Source organism: Nonomuraea sp. NPDC049695, assembly GCF_040674955.1.
GTDB lineage: Bacteria > Actinomycetota > Actinomycetes > Streptosporangiales > Streptosporangiaceae > Nonomuraea > Nonomuraea helvata.
In genome coordinates this window covers 1-22,256 of the sequence record NZ_JBFANV010000115.1, presented here as the reverse complement: position 1 = coordinate 22,256, position 22,256 = coordinate 1, and the positions used below count along the sequence as shown (strand labels likewise).

Sequence of the window (22,256 nt, the reverse complement as noted above, 5' to 3'; positions counted from 1 at the left end):
TTCCTGCACTGTCCCTTACCGTTCATCTTGGGTACCGGCCTGCTCGGGGGGCCGCCGGTGTCCATCATCGACCCCATAGCGCATCACGTCTCCTCTTTGGACGGGTTTGTAGCACCCGGGTCCGGCGAGGCGGTGGGTGTCGGAGTTTTCTGTGTCGTGGTGGGCGTCGGGGTGGGTGTGGGTGTCGGGGTTCGGGTGGTCGGGGTCGGTTTCGGTGTCGGCTTCTTGGTGGGAGTTGCTGACTTGCTTACCGTAGCTGACCGCGAGGGTATAGGCCTCGGCGACTTCACCGGAACCACAGGAGGTCGCCTGGTGCGTTTCTTCTTCGGTGTGGGCGACGGCTGCTCCGACGTCCGTACGGCCGACCTGCTCGGCTCGGCCACCTCCGGCGTGGCCGTCTCCGCGGGCGGGCTGCTCGCGAGCGTGATCGCGGTGAGCCCCACCGCGGCCGCGCAGCCGGCGGCGGCCACCAGGGCGAACGCCCGCTTGTGACGCCTTCCCCCGGCCGGCTCCTGCAGCGTGGTGGCCTGGTCGAGGTTGTCGGTCTCCTGCTCGTCCTCCGGCGCCGCCTCGCGTACGCGGAAGCCACCCGGGTCGGTGAGCATGCTGAGGTCGGCGACCGGCGCGGCGCCGGCCAGCGACTCCCGCAGCACGTACGCCCGGTCGGCCGCCTCCATCGCGGTGGCGGGGCGCCGCGCGGGGTCCTTGGCCAGCAGCGCCATGACGAGCTCGCGCACCGGCGCGGGCACGTCCACGCCGAGCGGCGGCGGCAGCTCGTTGAGGTGCTGCAGCGCGATCGCCACCTGGCTTTCGCCCTGGAACGGCGTGCGCCCGGCCAGGCACTCGTAGGCCACCACGCCCAGCGAGTAGAGGTCGGTCGCGGGTGTGAGCGGGAACCCCTGGGCCTGCTCGGGGCTGACGTACTGGGCCGTGCCCAGCACGGTGCCCGTCTGCGTGACCGGCGCGGCCTCCAGGGCCCTGGCGATGCCGAAGTCCGTGACCTTGATGGCGCCCTCGGAGGTGACCAGCAGGTTGCCCGGCTTGATGTCGCGGTGGATGATCCCGGCGGAGTGCGCCACGTGCAGCGCCTTGGCCGTCTGGTGGACCACGTCGAGCGTCACCTCGGGCCCTATGGCGCCGTTGCGGGCCAGGATGGCCGACAGCGGCTCGCCGTGCACCAGCTCCATCACGAGATAGGCCAGATCGCTCTGCTCGCCGTAGTCGAAGATCTGCGCCACTCCCGGGTCGGCCAGGGCAGCGGTGAGACGCGCCTCGTTCCTGAACCGCTCGCGGAAAGTGGGGTCTGCGTAGATGTGGCTACGCAGGATCTTCACCGCCACCTCACGCCCGAGCAGCTCGTCACGGGCACGCCAGACCTCTCCCATACCGCCTGTGGCGATGCGGGAGAGCAGGAGGTAGCGGTTACGGAGCCGCATGACCCAGCAGGTTAGCGTCACTCATTTGTTCAGCACCGCCTCCAGCACGGCCTTTGCGATCGGCGCGGCGGTGTGGCCGCCGGTCGCCTCCGCGCCGACATTGGCTGCACCGGACTCGACGATGACCGCGAGGGCCACCTTCGGGTCCTCGGCAGGCGCGAAGGAGATGAACCAGGCGTGCGGCGGCTGCCCGTCGGCAGTCTCCGCGGTGCCCGTCTTGCCCGCTACTTGGACGCCTGAGATCTGCGCCAGGTTGGCGGTGCCGTTCTGAACGACGCTCACCATCATCTCACGCAGCTTGCCCGCCGTCTCGGAGCTGACGGCCTCCGACAGCTCTTCCGGCTTGGCCTGGTCGACCGTGTCGCCCTTGGCGTCGGAGATCTTGTTGACCAGATACGGCTTCATCACCTTGCCGTCATTGGCGATGCCCGCGGCGATCATGGCCATCTGCAGCGGCGTCATCCGGTTGCTGTTCTGGCCGATGGAGGCCATCGCCAGGGCCGCCTTGTCGTAGTCCTTACCGAAGTCGCTCTGGGCCACCGACATCGGCACGGCGAGCGGCTGGCCCATGCCGAACTTCTCCGTCTGCTCCTTCAGCTTGTCGAAACCCAGCTCCATGCCGATCTTCGCGAACGGCGTATTGCAGGACTTCTCCAGCGCGTACGTCAGCGTGACCGAGCCCGAGCCGCAGGCCGCGCCGCCGTAGTTGGGCAGGCTGATGGTCGTGTTGGGCAGGGGCAGCCGCTGGGGCGCGTCCACGGTCGTCTGCGGCCCGCGCGAGGAGTCGTCCTCGAGGTAGGCCGCCGCGGTCACCACCTTGAACGTCGAGCCCGGCGGGTATGTCTGCTCGATCGTACGGTTGAGCAGCGGCTGGCTCTTGTCCTTGGCCAGCTCGTCGTAGCGCGGGAAGACCTTGCTCTTGTTGGTGCCGGAGAGCTCGGTGGGGTCGTAGGTCGGCAGCGAGACCATCGCCAGGATGCCGCCGGTCTTCGGGTCGAGCGCGACGAGGGCGCCGCGCTTGCCGCTCTGGCGCAGCGCGTCGTAGGCCGCCTTCTGCGCCTTGGGGTTGATCGTGAGATCGACGTTGGCGCCCTTGGCCGGCTCGCCGGTGAACAGGTCGATGCTCCGCCGCAGCAGCAGGTCGGCGCTGGAGCCGTCGAGCAACTGGTTCTCGGACTTCTCGATCGCGCTCTCGCTCTCGGGCGAGAAGAAGCCGGTGACGTGCGCGTAGAGCTTGGCCTCCGGATATTCCCTGATGAACCGGAACTCGTCGCTCTTGGTCTCGACCGACTGCGCGAGCACCTTGCCACCCGCGGTGATGCGACCGCGCTCGATGGCGTAGCGCTCGTAGTAGTTGCGGGTGTTACGAGAGTCCGTGCGCAGTTCCTCCGCCTTGACGGCCTGCAGGTAGTTCACGTTGATCATCAGGAGCGCGAACATGGCCAGACAGGCCACGGCGATGCGCTTCAGAGTGCCGTTCATCGCTGGAACACCTGCGTCAGTCCTTCGTTCTGGATCGCCTGGGGCGGGGGTCGCCGTGCCGCGTCCGACATGCGTACCAATAGCGCGATAAGGATCCAGTTAGCCAGCAATGCCGAGCCACCCTGGGACATGAACGGGGTGACCAGGCCGGTCAGGGGGATGAGGTTCGTCACACCGCCGACGATGATGAAGACCTGCCAGGCCAGGATGAACGACAGGCCGCCCGCCAGGAGCTTGGAGAACGGGTCGCGGGCCGCGAGCGAGGTGCGCAGGCCGCGCTGGACCAGCAGGGCGTACATCATGAGCAGCGCCATCAGCCCGGTCAGGCCCAGCTCCTCGCCGGTCGCTGCGAAGATGAAGTCGGAGAACGACAGCGGGATCAGGCTGGGGTGGCCCTGGCCGAGCCCGGTGCCCAGGATGCCGCCCGCGCCGAACCCGAACATGCCCTGCATGGTCTGGTAGCTCTTGCCGCACATCGGGTCGCCCGGAGGATCCTGCTGGCAGATGTCCGCGTTGCCGTAGTAGACCTCGTTGGTGGGGTCGAGCCAGACGTCGAAGCGGGCGCCCACGTGGTCGAAGATCTGCCCGGCGAGGAAGGCGCCGCCGACGAAGAGCAGGATGCCGATCAGCACCCACGACGTGCGCTGGGTCGCGATGTAGAGCATCGCGATGAACGTGCCGAAGATCAGCAGCGAGGTGCCCAGGTCCTTCTCGAAGACCAGCACCAGCAGGCTGAAACCCCAGGTGACGAGGACCGGGCCGAGGTCCCTGGCCCTGGGCAGGTCGATGAAGAGCAGCCGCCGCCCGGCCAGGGCCAGCACGTCGCGCTTGGCCACCAGGTAGCCGGCGAAGAAGACGACCAGCGCCAGCTTGGCGAACTCGCCGGGCTGGATGGAGAAGCCCCCGATGCGGATCCAGATCTTGGCGCCCTGCACCTCGCTGAGGCTGCCGGGCAGCACCGCGGGGATGGCGAGCAGGACCAGGCCGACGGCGCCCGCGGTGTAGGTCAGCCGCTGGAGCATGCGGTGGTCGCGCAGCACGATCAGGGTGATCGAGAACATGACGACGCCGAGACCGGTCCACATGATCTGGTTGGCGGCGGACGCGCCGGGCATCTTGGCGGCCTCGAGCCGGTAGATCGTCACCAGGCCGAGGCCGTTGATCAGGGTCACCAGCGGCAGGATCAGGGGATCGGCCCAGGGCGCGAACTTGGCCAGGACGAGGTAGGCGGCCAGCATCAGACCGCCCAGCCCCAGGCCGTACGCCAGCATGCCCGCGGGGATCTTGCCGTCGACCGCCAGACCCACGTTGGCGTAGGCGCCCATGATGATCACAACCGCGAGGGCCAGCATGACGAGCTGGGCCAGGCGGCGCTTGGCCGGCATCGGGACGGGGGAGGCTGCGACTTCGCTCATTTACCGTTGCTTCGTCTTGGTCGCGCTCGCGGATGGCGTGGGCGACGAGCTGGCGGTCGTGGAGGGGGTGTCGCTGCTCTTCTGGTCCGCGCTCTTCTGGTCTGCGGAGAACTTCAAAGCGTTGATCCTCGTCATGCCTTCGTCGACGTCGGTGACCGGGATGCCGCTCCTGATCAGCGCCTGGTCGGCCTCGGACAGCTGGGAGAGCTGCCGGCCCGTGGCCTTGGACACCTCGAAGAGCTGGAACGGCCCCAGCTCCCTCTTGACCCCTTGAAAAACGACCACTTCGTCGCCCCTAGCGCCGACGAAGAACTGGTCCTGGGTCCACTGGTATCCGAAGTAGCCGCCGACACTGACGGCGACCACGCCTACGCCGAGCACGGTGACCAGCACGGGCCACAGACGACGACGCTTGCGCCGGGGCGCCTCGGCGACCGGCTCATCGAAGTCGTCATCGGTGAACACCGGCTGGGGTGCGGTCACCGCGCCGGCTCGCCCCGGCTGGGTCTCCTGCGGACTGCCGTGCAGCCGGTTCATGCCCGCGGCCCCGACCATGGCGGCCTCGGTGGGCACCTGCTGCCCCTCAGTGAGCTCCAGCACGTCGGCCAGCACGCAGGTGATGTTGTCGGGCCCGCCACCCCGGTTGGCCAGGTCGATGAGCTGGCGCACGACCTCTTCGGGGTCGTCGATGTTGGTCAGCGTGGCGTGCAGCGTCTCCGCGCTCACCACGCCCGACAGGCCGTCGGAACAGAGCAGGTAGCGGTCGCCCACCTGCGCCTCGCGGAGCGTGAGGTCGGGGTCGACCTCGCCGCTGCCGTCGAGCGCGCGCAGCAGGATCGAGCGCTGCGGATGGGTGGCCGCCTCTTCCGGCGTGATGCGCCCGTCGTCGACGAGCTGCTGCACCAGCGTGTGGTCATGGGTGATCTGGTACAGCTCCCCGCGCCGGAGCAGGTAGGCGCGCGAGTCGCCCACATGCACCAGGGCGACCTGGGTGCCGTGCCAGAGCATGGCCGTGAGAGTCGTGCCCATGCCTTTGAGGCTGGGATCCCGCCCCACCATCTCGTGCAGCCTGCGGTTGGCGTCGCGTACCGCTGCCTCGATGGTGTTGAGCAGGTCACCCCCCTGTTGGGCCTCTTCCAGAGAGGCCATGGCGGCGATGGCGACTGAGCTCGCCACCTCGCCGTGTGCGTGCCCGCCCATGCCGTCTGCGACGGCTAGCAGGCGGCCGCTAGCGTACGCCGAGTCCTCGTTCCCTTCGCGGAGGAGGCCGACGTCCGAGCGGGCGGCGTAGCGGAGTGCGATGGTCATTTGCGCAATTCAATGACTGTCTTGCCGACGCGGATCGGAACACCGAGCGGCACCGGGGTCGGGCGGGTGACTTTCGAGCGGTCGAGATACGTGCCGTTGGTCGAACCGAGATCTTCCACGATCCACTGACCGTCCTGGGGGAAGAGCCGGGCATGCCGGCTGGAAGCGTAGTCGTCCGTGACTACCAGCGTGGCGTCATTGGCCCGGCCAATGGTGATGGGCGTCTCCGTGAGGTTAATGGTGGTGCCTTGCAGCGGGCCACCCGTAACGATGAGCTGGCGTGGCTCGCCCTTTTTGCTCTTGGGCTTCGCCACGGGTTTGGCGGGTTTCACGTTACGTGGGCCCGCGGGAGCCGTGCGTGAACCGAACAAGTCAGTCCGGATCACGCCGACTGCGGCAATGACGAAGAACCACAGCACCGCCAGGAAAGCGAGCCGGATCAGCAGCAGCGTGAGCTCGGACATGGACCGTTTGTCTACCCCTAATCGCGCCGGAACACCAGGGTCGTGCGCCCCAACGTCACTCGCGTGCCGTTCTGGAGCTCGATCCTGCGTACCGGCTGGCCGTTGACGAAAGTGCCGTTGGTGGACCCGAGGTCGACGAGGGCCACCGTCTGGCCCTCTACCCGCAACTCCGCATGGTGTCGCGAGACGCCCGGATCGACCAGACGAAGATCGCAGTCGGTGCCCCTGCCGAGCAAGGTCACCGGAGTGGTGAGCTCGTAGGAACGGTCGCCCTGCGGGTCGTCCTGGGTGGAGACGAGCAGCCTCGGCCGCCCGTTGAACGCGTTCGGCCTCGACGGAGGCAGGTCGCTCGCCGGCTGGCGAATCTCGTCCTGCTCGACCGTCGCGCCGCGGATGACGCCCGACCTGATGCGGAACAGCCCCACAGCCAGGTCGCCGGCGGTCTCGAAGCGGACCCGGACCGGTCCCACAAAGGAGTAGCCCTGCTCCTTGGCGTACTCCCTGGCGAGGTTGGCCAACTCGTGGCTGATGCTGTCGGCGTAGACCTCAAGCCGCTCGCTGTCGGTCGTGGACAGCTCAACCACGAAGTCGTTGGGCACGAGCGTGCGACCTTGAGCGACGATCGCCGCACGCTCATCCATCTCCCGCTGAACCGCGCTGGCGACCTCGACCGGCTGAAGGTCAGATTTGAACGCCCGCGCAAAGGCCCCCTCAACCAAGCCTTCGAGCCTTCGCTCGAAGCGCTGAAGGACTCCCACCGGGTACCTCCCTTCCTCCGTGCATATGATCGCGGCCCCCAGACGCGTCCGGCGCCCGGTTTCCGCTCGTTCCCACGTCACGGTGTCCCTGGCGCTCGTCGGCTGTCGCGCCCAGCTCCTCCGCTCCCGTGTCTTATGCGATCGTATCCGGGTTCAGTACCACTGGCTGTTCCGTGCTAGTGTTCTTTCCGCACCCACAAGGGCGGGTGGCGGAACGGCAGACGCGCACGGTTCAGGTCCGTGTGTCCGAAAGGACGTGAGGGTTCAAATCCCTCCTCGCCCACTCGGTGACTGGGGATCCTTGGTCGCAAACCTAGCGGTTTGCTCCCTCGGGTCCCCTCGTCATTTCTCCCGGGGGATGACCCCCGGACCCCCAGCGTCTTTCTGGGGGAGTGCCCCCAGACCCCCTGTCCGGGAGGTTTCCCTCCCGGGCCCTCCATCCTTGTGGTCGGGTTTGGGGGATCGCAAGGGGTCGGCTCTTTGTTTTTGTGATTTAGGTCACCGTCAGGCTGCCTTGGTGTCCAGGAGTTCGCCCAAGAGGTCTGTGAGGCTGACCATTCCGATCACTTCGCCTGGCTGGTTTGTGACCAGGGCCAGGTGGGCTCTTGCCTCTTGGAGTGCCGTTACGGCCTCTGGGACCTGGGTTATGCAGGGGAGTTTTGGTAGGGGGCGGCAGAGGGCTTCTGCGGTGCTTGATGGCTGTAGGAGGGCGTCTCGGGCGTGTAGGGCGCCTTTTACGTCTCCTGGGGTGCCTACCAAGAGGCGGAGGTGACCGCTGGTTGCTGCTGCTGTTCTGATCTGGGGCGCGTTTGCCGATGGCGGGACCATTATTGCGTGGGCTATGGGGACCATCAGGCGTTCTATGCCCTCGTCGTCCAGTCTCAGGGCTCTGGTCAGGAGGTCGTGTTCCTCTCTGTCCAGGAGGCCCATTCTGCCGGACTCGCCTACCAGCATGGCGAGTTGGCGGGGGGTTCTTGTGGTTGCGAGCTCGTTTCTTGGTTTTACGCCGAACAGGCGGAGTATGGCGTTGGTCAGGCCGTTCAGGGTTGACAGGAGGGGGCGCATCAGCCAGGTGAAGGCTCGGAACGGGAGGGTGAGGAGGAGGACCGAGCGTTCCGGGTGAGTCAGGGCCCAGGATTTGGGGGCCATTTCGCCTACGACCATGTGGAGGAAGGTCACCAAGGCCAGGGCGATGGTGAGGGCTATGGGGAGGCGTAGGGCCTCTGGAATGCCCACGGCGGCGAAGACCGGCTCCAGGGTGTGTTCTATCGCCGGCTCCGTCACCTGGCCGAGGCCCAGGGTGCACAGGGTGATGCCGAGCTGGGCGCCGGCGAGCATGAGGGACAGCTGTTTGCCGCCGCCGATCGCTGATCTTGCCGTCAGCCTGATCAGGCGGTTGTTGTTACGGGAGGCTATCTCCTCCAGGCGGTGGCGCCTCGAGGAGACGAAGGCGAACTCCGCCGCCACGAACAGCGCGTTGAAGGCCAGCAGCGCCAGGCTGAGGATGAGCAGGGTCATCGTGCCGCCTCCGCGTGCGTGACCGGGGACAGGCGGACCCATTCGGGCACCCTGCGGTTGAGGGAGATCACTGTCAGCTCTGCCAGGTGTTCCTGTTCGTCTTCCGCGAACGGGTCGGGGTCCTGCTCGATCGGGACCGTCACGGTGTCGCCCTCGTCGGGCATTCTTCCGAGCTTCGCGAGGATCAGGCCCGCGAGTGTGTCGTAGTCGTCGCTCTCCGGGAGTGCCACGCCGGTTGCCCGCTCCACCTCGTCGAGTCTCAGGGTGCCGGGCACCTCCCAGGCGCCGTCCGGCTGCTCCACCGCGCCGACCGGTTCGGGGTCGTTCTCGTCGACCAGTTCGCCGACCAGCTCCTCCGCCAGGTCCTCCACCGTGATGACGCCGGCCAGGCCGCCGTACTCGTCGATGACGCAGGCGATGTCGTCCTTGGCCGCGCGCATTTTCTCCAGGACCGCCGGGATCGGCACCGAATCGGGGATGAGCAGGGCCGGCCGTGAGATCTCCACGATCTCGCCCTCCTCGAGGCCCGAGGAGAGGAGTTCGCGTACGCCTGTCACGCCCGCTACGTCGCCGTCCTCGTTGAGCACCGGATAGCGGGAGTGGCCGCACCTGCGCATGATCTCGATGAGGTCGCTGATCGGCTGGTCGGCGCGGAGCACGACTACGCGGGGGCGGGGGACCATGATCTCCTCCGCGGTCCTGTCGCCGAACTCCAGAGCCCTTTCGAGCAGGTCGGAGAGTCTCGGCGGCAGTTCGCCGGCCCTCGTCGACTCCTCGATGATGCGGGAGAGCTCCTCCGGCGTCGCGCCGTGCTCGACCTCCTCGACCGGCTCGATGCCCAGACGGCGGAGCAGGCCGGTCGCCGCGGAGTCGAACAGCTTGACCAGCGGCCCCACCACGGCCAGATAGACCAGCGTCGAGCTCGCCAGGAACTTGGCCACCGGCTCCGGCCTGGCGATGCCCAGGTTCTTGGGGGCGAGCTCGCCCAGGACCATCTGGACGACGGTCGCCACGAAGACGCCGATGGCGACCGAGAGGCCGGTGATCACGGTGTCGGGCATGCTCGTGTCCGCCAGCCACGGCCGGACGATCGTGGCGATGGCCGGCTCGGCCAGGAAACCGACCAGCAGCGCTGTGACGGTGATACCGAGCTGGGCGCCCGAGAGCATGAAGGAGAGGCGGGAAGTGACCTGGAGCGCCTTGTCGGCGGCTTGGTCGCCCGCCGCGGCCTGCTCGCGCAGGAGTGCGCGGTCTGCGGCTACGAAGGCGAACTCCTGAGCGACGAAGTAGCCGGTCGCCGCCGTGAGGAGGAAGAGGGCCAGTAGGCCCAGATAAGCGCTCACCATGGTGAGTCCTCAGAGGAACCCGTGCCGGAGCACGGGCGAAGACTCCACGGGTCCGGAGCGGACACGATCATCCCTTCGATAGAGGTCGTCCATAACCGTAACGATGCGGTTGGCGTCTATGTTTCCGGAGTGACTCTTCGCTGGTTCCGCGTACTTTTACGTGGGAAAACCTTGGCCGAGAGTCTTCACTGCCGCAGGGTTCGACGTAGCGTTTATGACAACCGAAGGAAGAGGGCAAAGTGTCTGAGGACGACCGGACGCGGGCCATGCGGTCACCAGGCGACGGCCGCCCGCTGCCACCGAAGCCCAGCGACGGGCGGCTGCGTTCAGGGGGTGCGCCTGCCCATGAGAGTCCGTTCGGGGGGCCGGGCGCGCCCACGCACAAGCTTCCTGCAGCTCCGCAGGGACCCCCTTCGGATGCTCCGCCCAAGGGCGGGCGCGTGTACGGCAAGGCCCGCGCTGGTAATAGTCCGGTGCGGCCGCTGCGCTCCAAGGGCGATGAGCCGGCTGGTCCCGCGGGACCGCGCTTGCGGCTCTCCGGCAGGACGATTCTGAAGATCGTGGCTGGGGTGCTGGTCGTCCTGCTCGTGGCGGCCGTGGGTCTGTTCTTCTGGATCAACTCCAGGATCACCGGCATCGACGGCGTGCTGGACGATTACCAGGGCCGTATCGCGGACACCCCCGGCACCAACTGGCTGCTCGTCGGCTCCGACAGCCGCAAGGGCCTGTCGGCCGCGGAGCGGAAGAAGCTGGCCACCGGTAAGGCCGTCGGGCAGCGTACGGACTCGATGATGCTGCTGCACATTCCCGACACCGGCGACAAGCCGACGCTGGTGAGCCTGCCGCGCGACTCGGCGGTCACCATCCCCGGCAAGGGGCGCGACAAGCTCAACGCCGCCTACAACGGCGGGCCGCAGCTCCTGGTCCGCACCGTGGAGTCGGTCACCGGAGTGCACGTCGACCACTACATGGAGATCGGGTTCGCCGGGTTCGTGAACATCGTGGACGCCATCGGCGGGGTCGAGATCAACGTACGGGCCGCCGTGGACGACCCGAAGGCGGGGCTCAAGCTGAAGAAGGGCACCCAGGTGCTCAACGGCGCCCAGGCCCTGGGATACGTGCGGACCCGCAAGGGCGGCGCGCTGCCCGACTTCGAGCGGACCAAGCGGCAGCGGCAGTTCCTGGGCGCGGTCGTGAAGAAGGCGGCCAGTCCCGGGGTGCTGATCAACCCGTTCACCTCGATCCCGCTGGCGATGAGCGCCACTGACGCGGTCGCCGTCGACTCGGGGACGGGCGCGTTCGACATGCTGTCGCTGGGGCTGGCGATGGGCGACAGCCCGGTGACGACGGTGGTGCCGTTCGGCGGGAACGAGACCGTCCCGAGCGGCGGCACGGCGGTCAAGTGGGACCGCACCAAGGCCCTGGCCCTCTTCGACGCTCTCAAGAGCGACAAGCCGGTCCCCCAGAGCATCATCGACAGCAACTGAGCACTAACCTGCCGGCCATGGCCATCTCGGAGAGACTGCACGCCATCGGCCGTCCGCTGCTCCAGGCGCAGCTGGAGCATCCCACCGTGGCCGGCATCGGGCGGGGCGACCTGCCCGAGCCGGTGTTCAGGTCGTGGCTGGAGCAGGACTACCTGTTCCTGCTCGACTACGTACGGGTCTTCGCCCGGCTGGCCTGGCAGGCTCCGGCCGGGCACCTGGGTGACCTGGTGGACCTGGCGCACACCACGTACCACGACGAGCTGAGCCTGCACAGGTCGCTGTCGGCGGAGTTCGGGGCCGATCTGGAGGGGGCGGTGAAGGGGCCGGCGTGTGCGGCGTACACGGCGTTCCTGCTGGAGTCCGCGGCGTCGTACGGGGAGGGGCTGGCTGCGCTTTATCCGTGTATGTGGGGATATTCGAGTCTTGGGCGGATATTGGCGGAGAATCCGCCCGATGAGCCGAGATATCGGGCCTGGGTGGACACGTACGCGGATCCGGGGTTCGAGGCGCTGACCGTGCGGATCGCGCAGATGATCGACGAGGCGGAGCCGGACCCGGTGCGGGCGGAGGCGCTGTTCGCCGAGGGTATGGCGCACGAGCTGGCCTTCTGGAACGTCCCGTAGCCGCCGTACGCTGGTGGCATGCCGGAACTTCCTGAAGTGGAGTCTCTCACCCACTTCCTGCGCGAGCGGGCCGTGGGACGTACGGTTCTCGGGATCGACGTCGTGGCCATCCAGGCGCTCAAGACGTTCGACCCGCCCGTGACCGCGCTCGGCGGGCTGACCGTCACCGGCGTGTCGCGGCACGGCAAGTTCCTCGACCTCGACTGCGACGGCCTGCACCTGGTCATCCACCTGGCCAGGGCGGGGTGGCTGCGCTGGCGCGACGACCTCTCGGGCGCGAAGCCGGTGCGTCCCGGCAAGGGGCCGCTCGCGGTACGGGTCCGGCTGGCGCCCGACGACGAGGGGCCGGCGCCCGGATTCGAGCTGACGGAGGCGGGGACGCAGAAGCGCCTCGCCGTCTATGTCACGAAAAATCCGGAGGACATCCCCGGCATCGCCTCTCTCGGCCCCGACCCCCTCCACGAGTCCTTCACCGTCGACGCGCTCAAGCGCATCGTGAGCGGCAACCGCACCCAGATCAAGGGGCTGCTGCGCGACCAGAAGGTCATCGCGGGCATCGGCAACGCGTACTCGGACGAGGTGCTGCACGCGGCGAGGATGTCCCCGTTCAAGATCGCGTCTTCGTTGACGGACGCCCAGATCGCCGACCTGCACGAGGCCATCGTCACCACGTTGGGCGAGGCGGTGGAGCGGGCGCACGGGCTGGCGGCCAAGGACCTCAAGGCGGAGAAGAAGTCCGGGCTGCGCGTCCACAACCGCGCGGGGCAGCCGTGCGACGTGTGCGGTGACACGATCCGCGAGGTGTCCTTCGCCGACTCGTCCCTGCAGTACTGCCCCACCTGCCAGACCGGTGGCAAGCCACTCGCGGACCGGCGCCTGTCTCGCCTGCTGAAATGAGCTGCGGTCTGGTTACTTCTCAGCAGCTCGGTTCTCTCTTGTAACCGATCGGGTCGTCGGCGAACATGGGCACCGTGGAATCACCCGATCGCTGCGACAGCACCATGGAAGACGACTACGACGTACGCCAGTGGGACACGCGCGAGGACTGCGAGGTCCGTCAGATACTCGACCGCATCGCGGACAAGTGGTCGCTGCTCGTGATCGCGCTGCTCGACTGTCAGAGCCTGCGTTTCACCCAGCTCCGCCGCGAGATCGACGGCGTCAGCCAGCGCATGCTCAGCGTGACCCTGCGCCAGCTCGAGCGCGACGGCCTGGTCACCCGTACGGTCCACCCCGTCGTGCCGCCCAGGGTCGACTACGCGCTCACGCCGCTCGGCCGTACGCTTCATCAGACCATCAAGACGCTGGTCACCTGGACGGAGGAGCACCAGCAGGAGATCGCCGCCGCGCGTGCGGCCTACGATGAGAGACGCGAGATGATGGAGTCATGACCGTTCCTGAGATCGAGGCCAGTGCAGTTCCCGACGACGCCTACCTGCTCGACGTCCGAGAGCAGGAGGAGTGGGTCGCGGGGCACGCGCCCGAGGCAGTCCACATCCCCATGACCCAGATCCAGGGGCGGGTGGACGAGGTGCCCGGCGACCGCACGGTCTACGTCGTCTGCCGGGTGGGTGGCCGGTCCCTTCAGGTGGCGGCCTGGCTCAACCAGCTCGGGCGCGACGCGGTCAACGTCGGCGGCGGCATGCAGTCGTGGGAGTTCGCGCGCCGCCCGATGGTGAGCGAGACCGGGCAAACGCCCTTCGTTGCGTAAAAAGCTCCAAAAGCGGGCGTAAAGCCTCCCTGTGGCATTTCAGCCGCCACTAGGGCATGATGAGGGCGCCAACTTCAGATCGTCGCGGGAGCTCGGGGTTCGCCGGGCTGAGAGGGCAGCAGAGATCCGCTGCCGACCGCCTGAACCTGTCCGGGTAATGCCGGCGTAGGGAGTGTGCGATGACGCATGTCGCCGACGAAGTTCCCCTGACCCTCGAGGGCAGGCCGCCGAAGACGCTGGGCGTACTCGACCAGGGTGCGCTCTGGGCGAACCTCGGCGTCAGCCTCCTGGGCTTCTCCGGGGCGCTGCTCCTGCTCGACCCGCTCCAGGGCGCCCCGCTCAGCCTGGCCGCCGCGCTGGTGGCCGTCGTGGTGGGCAGCCTCGTCGGCACGGCCATGGTCGGCCTGTCCGCCGTCCCCGGCACGCGGACGGGGCAGCCCGCGATGGTGCTGCTGCGGGGGCTGTTCGGGGCGAGGATCTCGTACGTGCCCACGGTGCTGAACATCGTGCAGATGATCGGCTGGGGCGCGTTCGAGCTGTGGGTGATCGCCAAGGCGGCCGGCGCGATCTTCGGGGCGGTGCCGTACCAGGTGTGGGTGATCGCGGCGGGGGCGCTGACCACCGCGCTCACCATCTGGCCGCTCGGGTCGGTGCGGATCCTGCGGCGGTACGTCACCATCGGGGTGATCGTGTCGCTGGTCTGGTTCGCCTGGTTCTTCCTGACCCGGGCGCCCGTGCACACGGGTGGGTCCTGGGCGGCGTTCGCCCCGGCCGTGGACTACGTGATCGCGCTGTCGGTGTCGTGGGTGCCGATGGCGGCGGACTTCGCCCGGCACTCCCGGTCGAGCGGGGCCGCGTTCACCGGCGTGGTGGGCGGGTACACGCTGGCGCAGGTGGCCTGCCTGGGGCTCGGCGTGTACGCGGTGGCCATGGCCGGGGCGGACGCGGTGCAGGCCGACGGGACGTCGGTGTTCGGCCCCTTCGTCGCGGTGCCGTTGGGCGCGCTGTTCTTCGCGATCCTGGTGCTGCGCGAGACCGACCAGTCATTCGCCAACGTCTACTCCACCACGGTCTCGCTGCAGAACCTGATGCCGCGCGTGGACCGGCGCATCTTCTCCACCGCCATCGGCGTGCTGACCGTCGCGATCGCCCTGTTCGTGGACGTCAACTCGTACGGGGCGTTCCTCGGCGTGATCGGGGCGGTGTTCGTGCCGATGTTCGCGGTGCTGGCCGTGGACTACTTCGTGCTGGGCGGCTCGCGCAGCTGGAACACCGAGGAGCACGCGCCTTCGCGCTGGTCGAGGCTGGTGCCGTGGGCCCTCGGCTTCGTGGCGTACTGGCTGACGACCTCCACGCCCACGCTCCCGCAGTGGGACGCCTACTGGCAGTCGGTCCGCGAGGCCATCGGCTTCGCCCGGCAGCCGTGGATGAACGGGGCGCTCGGCGCGGCCGTCGTGGCCGCGCTGGTCACCCTGCTCATCGGCGTGTTGACGCGCGCTGCTCGACGTTGAGCAGGTGCTGCTTGGCCGCCGTGCCGCCCGCGTAGTCGCCGAGCCCGCCGTCCTCGCGCACCACCCGGTGGCACGGCACGACCACGCACACGGGGTTGGAGGCCAGCGCGTTGCCGATCGCCCGGAGCGCGCGCGGCCTGCCGATGCTCGCGCCGATCTCCTCCAGGGTCGTCGTCGTGCCGTACGGGATCGCCGTCGCCTTCTGCAGCACCGTGCGGGCGAACGGCGTGGCCAGCGTCAGGTTCACCGGTGTGGCGAACGCGCGCAGGCGGCCGGAGAAGTAGGCGTCCAGCTCCCTGCGCACCGGGTCGAGCCGGCGCGCGTCCTGCCCGATGAACGTGCCCACATGCCTGCTGAGCAGCTCGAACACGTTGTTCTCCGGCTCGAAGCTGCACGCCACGATGCCCTTGCCCGTCACCGCGAGCACCAGCCTGCCGACGGCGCCGTCATAGGTGCCGAACGCGATGTCAGGGGGTGTCTCACCTCGATAGGTGCTGGAGGTCACGCGCAACAGGGCCTCGAGATCGCCACTCGACATGGCCCCCCACCCCTCCCCACCCACCGAGAATCGCCGTGACCGCAGCGTATCGGACGGATCGCCCGACGGACCCACCTTGCCACGTGCACTATGGAGGAGTGGGGGACGAATGGGCCGGGAGTGACGACGAGATAGCTCGCGCTGCGCTCGCCAGTTCGCCCAACGCCGTCGTGGTCGTCGACCGTGACCAGAGCGTGCTGGTCTGGAACGAGGCGGCCGAGCGGCTGTTCGGGTGGACGGCGGAGGAGATGCTCGGGCGCCGGGCGCCGATGGTGCCCGGCGAGCTCACCGCCGAGCACAACGCCGTCCTGGAGCGCGTACGCACCGGAGGCCAGGTCTCGGTCCGGACCAAACGCCTGCGCAGCGACGGGACCGTTCTGGACGTCCGGGTCGACATCAGCGCGCTGCGCCTGGGCAGCGCCGTGGCCGGATACGTCTGCGTCCACCACCTCGCGCGCGCCGACGAGCTCGCCAGGAACCGCATGGCCCGCAGGGCGCGGCTGGTGCGCAGGCTGACCGACGTGGTCGGCGACATCAACTCCGAACTTGAGCTCTCCGCCGTGCTCGACCGGATCTCGGCCAGCCTCACCGAGCTCACGGGGGCGGACGCGGGCGGGTTCGTGCTGATCGAGGGCGACCGCTTACGTCTGGTCAGCACGTACCAGCTGCCGGCCGCCATCAGGGGCACCACCACGGACCTGCGTACGAGCCTGGTGGACAAGCTCTTACGCACCGGCAAGACCGTCCTGCTGCAGTCGGACGAGCTGGACGACCTGGTGTGGGCCCGGCTGAAGGGCCTGCACACGATCGCGCTCGGCCTGGCCGCCGTCGGCGGGCGTCCCTACGGGGCCCTGTACGCGTTGTTCGCCGAGAGCACGCCAGGACACCTCGAGCTGGAGCTGCTGGAGCTGCTGGCCGGGCACGCCGGCATCGCCGTCGGCAACGCGGTGGCCTACCAGGAGGCGGTGCGGCAGCGGGCGCACGAGCAGGCCGTCTTCGACGCCAGTGCCGACGGCATCGCGGTGCTCGACGAGGCCGGCCGCGTGGTGCGGTGGAACCCGGCCGCCGTCGACCTCACCGCGTTCCCCGCCGAGGCCGTCATCGGCGGGCCGCCGCCGTTCCCGCTGCCCAAGCCGGGCGAGAAGGTCACGTTCCAGATGGAGACCGGGCGGTGGCTGGACGTCGTGAGCGCGCGGATCGAGGAGACCGGTGAGGTGGTCATCGACTTCCGCGACGTGACCACGGCCAAGGAGCTCGAGGAGGCCAAGGACCTGTTCCTGGCCACGACCAGCCACGAGCTGCGTACGCCCATCACGATCGTGCGTGGGTTCGCCAGCACGCTCGACAGGCGCTGGGACAAGATGAGCGACCCTGAGCGCCGCTCGGCCGTCCACACGATCGCCGAGCGCGCCAGGTCGCTGGGTGAGCTCATGGACCACCTGCTGCTCGGCGCCAGGGCGGGGGCGGACGAGCTGAAGGTGCGCATCGAGGAGTTCGACCTGGCGGAACGGATCGACGCGGCCACTTTGGGGCTGCCCGCGCTGTCGGACAAGCACCGGGTCGAGGTGGACATCCACGACGGGCTGCCGTACGTGCTGGGTGACGCGCTGGCTACGGACATCGTCCTGGGGCAGCTGCTGGAGAACGCGTTCAAGTACTCGCCGGAGGGCGGACTGATCAGCGTGGCGGCCTGGCCCGAGGACGACAACGTCGTCGTGGTCGTGGACGACGAAGGCGTGGGTATCGCGCCGACTGACCGCGAGCGGATCTTTGAGAGGTTTGTCCAGGTGGACAGCGGGGACCGGAGAAGGTTTGGTGGAGTAGGGCTCGGTCTTTACATCGTCCGCAGCCTTGCGAGAGCCCAGGGCGGAGACGTGAGCGCCCATCCGCGACCGGAAGGGGGGACGAGAATGCGGCTCTTACTACGAGGTGTTTCCCCTATCCGATCCGACACACCGATGCGGTAACGAGGTGGTCACAGTTCCGCTGATCTATCGTCCAATGTGCACAAGCTGTGATCGAGATGCGGTTTCTGGGATCGAGTAACGGGGCATTTCGGTCGTACCGGGGAGTGTTCCCGCGGGGGGCACAGGGAACGGGGAGGTGGGTGTGTCAAGCGTGGTGCTGCTGCCGTACGCGCCGTCCAGCGTCGCCGTCGCCCGCCAGCGTCTGAGCAATGAGCTGCAGGACAGCGGGGTTTTCACCGCGGCGATCGACGATGCCGTGCTGGTGGTGAGCGAGCTGCTGAGCAACGCGCTTAGGCACGCGCACCCCCTGCCGTCGGGCATGGTCAGAGTGGCCTGGCTGCGGAGTGACGATCACATCGAGGTGGCGGTGAGCGACGGGGGCGCGGCGACCGAGCCGCGGGCCGGCCGCCCCACTCTCTCATCGCTCGGGGGCCGGGGGCTCGGCATCGTGGAGTACGTCGCGGAGAGCTGGGGGGTCCGGCACGACGGCGACACGACGACGGTGTGGGCCATCCTGCCCGCTCCTCGAGCGTCGCTGAACGGGCAGGTCAAGGCACTTAAAGAGGCCGGCTAGCGAGCACGGCCCGCTCGCCCGCGGCCCACGCCGTGGAGACGAGCAGGTAGAGCGCGCCCGCGAGCGGGAGCACCAGCGTGGCGAGCACGGAGCCGTACGGCATCCACGGCAGGAGCCTCCTCAGCCACTGCGGTTGATCTTCTCCAACCTTGATGTTTCGGGCGGAGAGCCACGCCACGGCTGCGACCAGCGCAATGACCATAACAAAGACCAAAACCGGCATGCTGACCAGACCGTAATTGGCCACCACGCCGGCCACCTGCTGCCCCAGTGGAGCCCCGAACAGGTCATGGCCCACCAGCGCGGTCGGATGCGTGGCCACCCGGTACATCAGCCACATGAACGGCAGCTGCGCCAGCATGGGCAGGTATCCGGCGAAAGGCGAGGTGCCTTCCTTGGCGAAGAGCGCGGACATCTCCCCGGACAGGCGCTCAGGGTTTCGCGCGTGGCGTTTCTGCAGCTCACGCAGCTTGGGGGCGAGCCGTTCGCGGATCTTCATCGCGCGGTCCCTGCGTACATTGAGCGGCAGCAGCATGAGCCGTACGGCCAGGGTGAACAGCACGATCCCGAGCGCGGCGCTGCCCCCGGACAGGTTGACGACGAACGTGACAAGAGAATCGATCATGAGCCCTACTTCGAGTGTTCGAAGGGATCAGGGCTCACCCGTCGCGTTCGAGGAGCCCCGCTTGACGTCGAAGCGGGGCATGCTCAAGGAGCTCGTGGACGCGAGCGGCCTGCCGCGTCCGGGTCGCGCTGGCGCTGGAAGGCCGTGCGGCGCGCGTACGTCAGCGGAAAGCTCGCCGGCTCCCCACTGAGAACGGGCAGCAACATGGCTGCCCACGTGGCCAGCAGCAGGATCGCCATCATGGTGATCCCGATCAGCCACGGGTCGAAAAGGAAGGACGTCAACTCGACCGGGAGGACTTGCTCATCACGGTCACCGCGATGAAGACCACCAGGCCGATCACGCCGATGATCAGAGCGATCTTGAACAGGAACGCCAGCATCGGCAGCAAGAAGTTGAAGAGCACGAAGAGGCCCAGCAGGGCCCCTATGACGAGCATCACGACTCTACCCATGCAGCCACCGTACGTCCTCGGACCATGATCCGCGAGGCTTACGAACCAATGACGTCCATGACACTTCCCCGGCCCCTGGCCGTACCGTGAAGGCGTGAACACGCGCATCCTGGTCGTCGATGACGATCCGACCGTTGCCGAGGTCGTCGCGCGCTATCTGGAGCGTGACGGGCACGACGTCGAATGCGTCGGCGACGGCGTGGAGGCGCTGCGCAGGGCGCTGGCCGACCCGCCCGATCTCATGGTGCTCGACCTGATGCTGCCCAAGATCGACGGGCTGCAGGTGTGCAGGAAGCTCAGGGAGCGCTGGCCCGTACCCGTGATCATGCTGACCGCGCTCGGCGAGGAGATCGACCGGGTGGTGGGGCTGGAGACGGGGGCCGACGACTACGTGGTCAAGCCGTTCAGCCCGCGCGAGCTGGCGCTGCGCGTCCAGTCCGTGCTGCGGCGGGCCGGCGGGGCGTCCGTCACCGGTGGCACCGGCGTGCTGCGGGACGGGGACCTGGTGGTGGACGTGGGGGCTCATGAGGTACGCCTGCGGGGCGACGAGGTGATGCTGACGGCCCGGGAGTTCGATCTGCTCGCCTACCTCATGCGCAATCCGCGGCAGGCCTTCAGCCGCTCCGCGCTGCTGAACCAGGTGTGGGGGTGGTCGTTCGGCGACTCCTCCACCGTGACCGTGCACGTCCGGCGGCTGCGGGAGAAGATCGAGCAGGATCCGACCGAACCGCGGAGGATCGTCACGGTGTGGGGGGTCGGCTACCGGTACGAGCCGACGGAGGGCGGCACCTGATGGTGCGGTCCGGCGAGCTGCTCATGGTCGTGGCCGTCACCGCGGGGCTCGGCCTGGTGATCGCGCTGCTCGGCATCGGGGTGATGTGGCGCCTGCGCGCCAGGTCCATCGGGGTGATGCTGGCCGTGGTCGTGGTGGTCGCCGTGGCGGCGACGCTGACCGGGGTCGTGGCCATCATCATGAAAATGATCATCGGCGGGCCCGTCAAGGACTTCGTGCTGAGCGTGGTGGCCGTGGGCGGGCTGGTCGGGCTCGGGGTGGCGTTCGTGCTGGCCAGACGGGTGGTCGGGGAGAGCAGGAGGCTGGTGTCCGCCGTGCGGGCCGTGCCGTTCGAGGCGCCGCGGGGGCTGCCTGCCGAGCTCCAGACCATCGCGAACACCCTGGAGGAGGCGTACGCGCGGGAGCGGGCGCTGGAAGGGGCGCGGCGGGAGCTCGTCGCCTGGGTGAGCCACGACCTGCGTACGCCGCTGGCCGGGATGCGGGCGATGGTCGAGGCGTTGCAGGACGGGGTGGTGTCGGACCCGCCGACGGTCGCGCGCTACCACGCGCAGATCAAGCTGGAGGTGGAGCGGCTCTCGGCGATGGTGGACGACCTGTTCGAGCTGTCGCGGATCCACGCGGGGGCGCTGCGGCTCTCCCGGTCGCGCATCGGGCTGGCCGACCTCGTGGCCGACACGCTCGCCGGGGCCGAGCCGCTCGCCAGGGCCAAGGGAGTGGTGCTCACGGCAGAGGCGTCGGAGTCCGTGCCGGTGGAGGCCGACGCGGGAGCGCTGGGCCGTGCGCTGGGGAATCTCGTGGTCAACGCCATCCGGCACACGCCGTCGGACCGGACCGTGGTGCTGCGGGCCGGGGTGGACGACTCCGGAATGGCCTGTCTGTCGGTCGCTGATTGCTGTGGGGGGATTCCGGAGGAGGACCTGACTCGGGTGTTCGAGGTGGCCTTCCGGGGAGAGGCGGCCCGTAGTCCTGCCGCCGGCGGCGGGGCGGGGCTGGGGCTGGCCATCGCGCAAGGGATCGTGGAGGCGCACGACGGGGTGATCGGGGTGGTCAACGACGGGCCGGGTTGCCGGTTCGAGATCCGGCTGCCGCCGGTCGTCGGTTGACCTCCTGGATCGCCCCGTCTCAGGCGCTCTCGGGAAGTGTCGTTTCAGGTGGTGGTGGTGTCTCCGTCGCGTCCCTGGGGACGCCGAACGACTCCAACATCGCGCGAAATGTCGGGCAAGGCCAGCGCCACATGCAGCTACGGCACCGCAGGATCGGGTGGGCGGCGTCGCTGGTGATGCCGCCCGCGTCCCTCGGCTGATGGAGATCCAGCAGCCTCAGCCCGAGCTCCGAGAACCTGAGCAGATCACTGCGGGCGCCCGACAGGAAGTCGAGGTCCTCGACCGCGAGCCGGGCGCGGATGGGGACGTAGCCTTCGCGGTTCACCAGGCCGCGGAGGCGTTCTGCTTCTTCATGCCATGACGTGGCCTTCTCTGTGCGGATGAGGATGGTCTCCAGGCTCTCCCGGAGCCCTTGGCGCTGGGGGTCTTCAGGTTTGTCTGTTTTCATCGACGCGGGGCCCGCCTGTCCTGCCCCAGCCCCTCCCTCTCCATGAGGCTGTGCTGGTTCTGGTATCACGCTGTCAAGCTTCGCGTACTCTCCGTTTCCATGGAGCCCAAACGGAGGACAAAAACCTGTGGTTCCCCTATCGGCGTGAGAACGTGACCGGAAGCCTCCGCGCCGCTAGCCTGCCCATGTGGAGCTCAAGGTCTCGACTCGATCACATGCCGGGTCAGCACTCGTTGCCATCACCGGAGAAATCGACCTGTACACGGCGCCTCACCTGCAGACCGAGTTCACTCGGCTGTTGAAGGAGGGGCCCAGCCGGGTGGTCATCGACATGTCCGCCGTGGATTTCTGCGACTCCACGGGGATGAACGTGCTGCTGTCGGCGCTCAAACGGATGAAGGAGCAGGGAGGGACGCTCGAAGTGGCCGCCCCGCGTCCTGCCGTACGCAAGATTCTGCAGGTCACCGGGCTCGACTCGGTGTTCACCGTGCATGACGAGGTGCCGCAGGAGTTCCTCATAACCGAGGGATCGTGACGGTATCCGTGGGCGGGCGGCGCGTCGGCGCGCCTCCCGGCCGGTGGCGTGCCGCGCAGGGGCACGGATGTCGGCTACGGTGGCGATGGTGACCTGGCCAGGGCCGCCGGTGCCGATCGCCCCGCGCGCGGGGCGATCGGGGACGAGGGGGGAGGACACC

At 68.4% G+C, this 22,256-nt stretch carries 24 protein-coding genes, 1 tRNA gene and 1 riboswitch; of the genes, 12 read left to right on the top strand and 13 right to left on the bottom strand.

The annotated features are described in order from the left end of the window. Positions 1-83: 83 nt before the first annotated feature. From AB0J64_RS50395 to AB0J64_RS50370, 6 genes are read right to left on the bottom strand one after another with little or no spacing between them, the layout of a single operon-like run. Positions 84-1,436 (bottom strand): serine/threonine-protein kinase, encoded by a 1,353-nt coding sequence (locus AB0J64_RS50395; protein WP_364044241.1) that lies wholly within the window; start codon positions 1,434-1,436, stop codon positions 84-86. A 21-nt stretch (positions 1,437-1,457) separates the two neighbouring features. Then, positions 1,458-2,918, bottom strand: coding sequence for a penicillin-binding transpeptidase domain-containing protein (locus AB0J64_RS50390; protein ID WP_364044238.1), 1,461 nt, complete (start codon positions 2,916-2,918; stop codon positions 1,458-1,460). Then, on the bottom strand, positions 2,915-4,333 hold the full coding sequence (locus AB0J64_RS50385) for an FtsW/RodA/SpoVE family cell cycle protein (RefSeq protein WP_364044235.1): 1,419 nt from the start codon (positions 4,331-4,333) through the stop codon (positions 2,915-2,917). Before AB0J64_RS50385 ends, AB0J64_RS50390 begins: the two co-directional genes overlap by 4 nt. Further along, a complete protein-coding gene (locus AB0J64_RS50380; protein ID WP_364044232.1) occupies positions 4,334-5,641 on the bottom strand; it encodes a Stp1/IreP family PP2C-type Ser/Thr phosphatase in 1,308 nt (435 codons plus the stop codon). Further along, on the bottom strand, positions 5,638-6,105 hold the full coding sequence (locus AB0J64_RS50375) for an FHA domain-containing protein (protein WP_344999426.1): 468 nt from the start codon (positions 6,103-6,105) through the stop codon (positions 5,638-5,640). The genes AB0J64_RS50380 and AB0J64_RS50375 overlap by 4 nt, the downstream gene beginning before the upstream one ends. 17 nt (positions 6,106-6,122) lie before the next feature. Then, positions 6,123-6,863 carry a DUF3662 and FHA domain-containing protein gene (locus AB0J64_RS50370; RefSeq protein WP_091081864.1) on the bottom strand — a complete coding sequence of 247 codons (741 nt, stop codon included), beginning with the start codon at positions 6,861-6,863 and terminating at the stop codon, positions 6,123-6,125. 200 nt (positions 6,864-7,063) lie between these two features. On the opposite strand from AB0J64_RS50370, the gene AB0J64_RS50365 reads away from it, so the two are divergent. After that, positions 7,064-7,146 (top strand) — tRNA-Leu (locus AB0J64_RS50365). Positions 7,147-7,367: 221 nt separating this feature from the next. On the opposite strand, the gene AB0J64_RS50360 is transcribed toward AB0J64_RS50365, so the two are convergent. Then, complete coding sequence (locus AB0J64_RS50360; protein WP_364044229.1) at positions 7,368-8,381, bottom strand: hemolysin family protein; 1,014 nt, start codon at positions 8,379-8,381, stop codon at positions 7,368-7,370. Next, positions 8,378-9,727 carry a hemolysin family protein gene (locus AB0J64_RS50355; RefSeq protein ID WP_364044226.1) on the bottom strand — a complete coding sequence of 450 codons (1,350 nt, stop codon included), beginning with the start codon at positions 9,725-9,727 and terminating at the stop codon, positions 8,378-8,380. Before AB0J64_RS50355 ends, AB0J64_RS50360 begins: the two co-directional genes overlap by 4 nt. A gap of 560 nt (positions 9,728-10,287) precedes the next feature. Between AB0J64_RS50355 and AB0J64_RS50350 the strand changes: the two genes are divergently transcribed. The 6 genes from AB0J64_RS50350 (at position 10,288) to AB0J64_RS50325 (ending at position 15,059) form a co-directional block, all read left to right on the top strand. Then, entirely contained in the window at positions 10,288-11,214 is a 927-nt protein-coding gene (locus AB0J64_RS50350) for an LCP family protein (RefSeq protein ID WP_364044223.1), read from the top strand. 17 nt (positions 11,215-11,231) lie between these two features. Further along, positions 11,232-11,837, top strand: coding sequence for a transcriptional regulator (locus AB0J64_RS50345; protein ID WP_364044220.1), 606 nt, complete (start codon positions 11,232-11,234; stop codon positions 11,835-11,837). A gap of 18 nt (positions 11,838-11,855) precedes the next feature. After that, complete coding sequence (locus AB0J64_RS50340) at positions 11,856-12,734, top strand: DNA-formamidopyrimidine glycosylase family protein (protein ID WP_364044217.1); 879 nt, start codon at positions 11,856-11,858, stop codon at positions 12,732-12,734. 74 nt (positions 12,735-12,808) lie between these two features. Beyond that, entirely contained in the window at positions 12,809-13,228 is a 420-nt protein-coding gene (locus tag AB0J64_RS50335; RefSeq protein WP_364044214.1) for a helix-turn-helix domain-containing protein, read from the top strand. Further along, positions 13,225-13,548: a rhodanese-like domain-containing protein gene (locus AB0J64_RS50330; protein WP_364044211.1), complete on the top strand. Its 324-nt coding sequence runs from the start codon at positions 13,225-13,227 to the stop codon at positions 13,546-13,548. The genes AB0J64_RS50335 and AB0J64_RS50330 overlap by 4 nt, the downstream gene beginning before the upstream one ends. Positions 13,549-13,622: 74 nt before the next feature. Beyond that, positions 13,623-13,738: riboswitch (TPP riboswitch) on the top strand. Then, on the top strand, positions 13,728-15,059 hold the full coding sequence (locus tag AB0J64_RS50325; protein WP_364044208.1) for a cytosine permease: 1,332 nt from the start codon (positions 13,728-13,730) through the stop codon (positions 15,057-15,059). It overlaps the preceding riboswitch by 11 nt. On the opposite strand, the gene AB0J64_RS50320 is transcribed toward AB0J64_RS50325, so the two are convergent. Then, entirely contained in the window at positions 15,025-15,597 is a 573-nt protein-coding gene (locus tag AB0J64_RS50320; RefSeq protein ID WP_364044205.1) for a methylated-DNA--[protein]-cysteine S-methyltransferase, read from the bottom strand. The two genes, AB0J64_RS50325 and AB0J64_RS50320, sit on opposite strands and share 35 nt — an antisense overlap. A gap of 98 nt (positions 15,598-15,695) precedes the next feature. Between AB0J64_RS50320 and AB0J64_RS50315 the strand changes: the two genes are divergently transcribed. Both AB0J64_RS50315 and AB0J64_RS50310 read left to right on the top strand, forming a co-directional pair. After that, the gene (locus tag AB0J64_RS50315; protein WP_364044202.1) at positions 15,696-17,564 is read left to right on the top strand and encodes a PAS domain S-box protein; all 1,869 of its coding nucleotides are present in this window, start codon (positions 15,696-15,698) and stop codon (positions 17,562-17,564) included. A gap of 142 nt (positions 17,565-17,706) precedes the next feature. After that, positions 17,707-18,138: an ATP-binding protein gene (locus AB0J64_RS50310; protein ID WP_364044199.1), complete on the top strand. Its 432-nt coding sequence runs from the start codon at positions 17,707-17,709 to the stop codon at positions 18,136-18,138. Here AB0J64_RS50310 and yidC read toward each other — a convergent pair. From yidC to AB0J64_RS50295, 3 genes are all read right to left on the bottom strand, one after another. Continuing rightward, entirely contained in the window at positions 18,122-18,763 is a 642-nt protein-coding gene (yidC, locus tag AB0J64_RS50305) for a membrane protein insertase YidC (protein ID WP_364044196.1), read from the bottom strand. The genes AB0J64_RS50310 and yidC overlap by 17 nt on opposite strands. 83 nt (positions 18,764-18,846) lie before the next feature. Then, positions 18,847-19,047, bottom strand: coding sequence for a DUF6412 domain-containing protein (locus AB0J64_RS50300; RefSeq protein ID WP_344999379.1), 201 nt, complete (start codon positions 19,045-19,047; stop codon positions 18,847-18,849). Beyond that, complete coding sequence (locus AB0J64_RS50295) at positions 19,044-19,217, bottom strand: hypothetical protein (protein ID WP_364044192.1); 174 nt, start codon at positions 19,215-19,217, stop codon at positions 19,044-19,046. Before AB0J64_RS50295 ends, AB0J64_RS50300 begins: the two co-directional genes overlap by 4 nt. 94 nt (positions 19,218-19,311) lie before the next feature. Between AB0J64_RS50295 and AB0J64_RS50290 the strand changes: the two genes are divergently transcribed. Both AB0J64_RS50290 and AB0J64_RS50285 read left to right on the top strand, forming a co-directional pair. Continuing rightward, positions 19,312-20,010 (top strand): response regulator transcription factor, encoded by a 699-nt coding sequence (locus AB0J64_RS50290; RefSeq protein ID WP_364044189.1) that lies wholly within the window; start codon positions 19,312-19,314, stop codon positions 20,008-20,010. Continuing rightward, positions 20,010-21,113 (top strand): ATP-binding protein, encoded by a 1,104-nt coding sequence (locus tag AB0J64_RS50285; protein WP_364044186.1) that lies wholly within the window; start codon positions 20,010-20,012, stop codon positions 21,111-21,113. Before AB0J64_RS50290 ends, AB0J64_RS50285 begins: the two co-directional genes overlap by 1 nt. A gap of 19 nt (positions 21,114-21,132) precedes the next feature. On the opposite strand, the gene AB0J64_RS50280 is transcribed toward AB0J64_RS50285, so the two are convergent. Next, positions 21,133-21,561, bottom strand: coding sequence for a hypothetical protein (locus AB0J64_RS50280; RefSeq protein ID WP_364044183.1), 429 nt, complete (start codon positions 21,559-21,561; stop codon positions 21,133-21,135). 187 nt (positions 21,562-21,748) lie between these two features. On the opposite strand from AB0J64_RS50280, the gene AB0J64_RS50275 reads away from it, so the two are divergent. Next, a complete protein-coding gene (locus AB0J64_RS50275) occupies positions 21,749-22,096 on the top strand; it encodes an STAS domain-containing protein (protein ID WP_344999369.1) in 348 nt (115 codons plus the stop codon). Positions 22,097-22,256: the final 160 nt, after the last annotated feature.

What these genes read in the sequence shown, in the direction of transcription:
- AB0J64_RS50395 (WP_364044241.1), bottom strand. Translation starts at nt 1,436, where the DNA reads ATGCGGCTCCGTAACCGCTACCTCCTGCTCTCCCGCATCGCCACAGGC.
- AB0J64_RS50390 (WP_364044238.1), bottom strand. Translation starts at nt 2,918, where the DNA reads ATGAACGGCACTCTGAAGCGCATCGCCGTGGCCTGTCTGGCCATGTTC.
- AB0J64_RS50385 (WP_364044235.1), bottom strand. Translation starts at nt 4,333, where the DNA reads ATGAGCGAAGTCGCAGCCTCCCCCGTCCCGATGCCGGCCAAGCGCCGC.
- AB0J64_RS50380 (WP_364044232.1), bottom strand. Translation starts at nt 5,641, where the DNA reads ATGACCATCGCACTCCGCTACGCCGCCCGCTCGGACGTCGGCCTCCTC.
- AB0J64_RS50375 (WP_344999426.1), bottom strand. Translation starts at nt 6,105, where the DNA reads ATGTCCGAGCTCACGCTGCTGCTGATCCGGCTCGCTTTCCTGGCGGTG.
- AB0J64_RS50360 (WP_364044229.1), bottom strand. Translation starts at nt 8,381, where the DNA reads ATGACCCTGCTCATCCTCAGCCTGGCGCTGCTGGCCTTCAACGCGCTG.
- AB0J64_RS50355 (WP_364044226.1), bottom strand. Translation starts at nt 9,727, where the DNA reads ATGGTGAGCGCTTATCTGGGCCTACTGGCCCTCTTCCTCCTCACGGCG.
- AB0J64_RS50345 (WP_364044220.1), top strand. Translation starts at nt 11,232, where the DNA reads ATGGCCATCTCGGAGAGACTGCACGCCATCGGCCGTCCGCTGCTCCAG.
- AB0J64_RS50340 (WP_364044217.1), top strand. Translation starts at nt 11,856, where the DNA reads ATGCCGGAACTTCCTGAAGTGGAGTCTCTCACCCACTTCCTGCGCGAG.
- AB0J64_RS50330 (WP_364044211.1), top strand. Translation starts at nt 13,225, where the DNA reads ATGACCGTTCCTGAGATCGAGGCCAGTGCAGTTCCCGACGACGCCTAC.
- AB0J64_RS50325 (WP_364044208.1), top strand. Translation starts at nt 13,728, where the DNA reads ATGACGCATGTCGCCGACGAAGTTCCCCTGACCCTCGAGGGCAGGCCG.
- AB0J64_RS50320 (WP_364044205.1), bottom strand. Translation starts at nt 15,597, where the DNA reads ATGTCGAGTGGCGATCTCGAGGCCCTGTTGCGCGTGACCTCCAGCACC.
- yidC (WP_364044196.1), bottom strand. Translation starts at nt 18,763, where the DNA reads ATGATCGATTCTCTTGTCACGTTCGTCGTCAACCTGTCCGGGGGCAGC.
- AB0J64_RS50295 (WP_364044192.1), bottom strand. Translation starts at nt 19,217, where the DNA reads ATGGGTAGAGTCGTGATGCTCGTCATAGGGGCCCTGCTGGGCCTCTTC.
- AB0J64_RS50285 (WP_364044186.1), top strand. Translation starts at nt 20,010, where the DNA reads ATGGTGCGGTCCGGCGAGCTGCTCATGGTCGTGGCCGTCACCGCGGGG.
- AB0J64_RS50280 (WP_364044183.1), bottom strand. Translation starts at nt 21,561, where the DNA reads ATGAAAACAGACAAACCTGAAGACCCCCAGCGCCAAGGGCTCCGGGAG.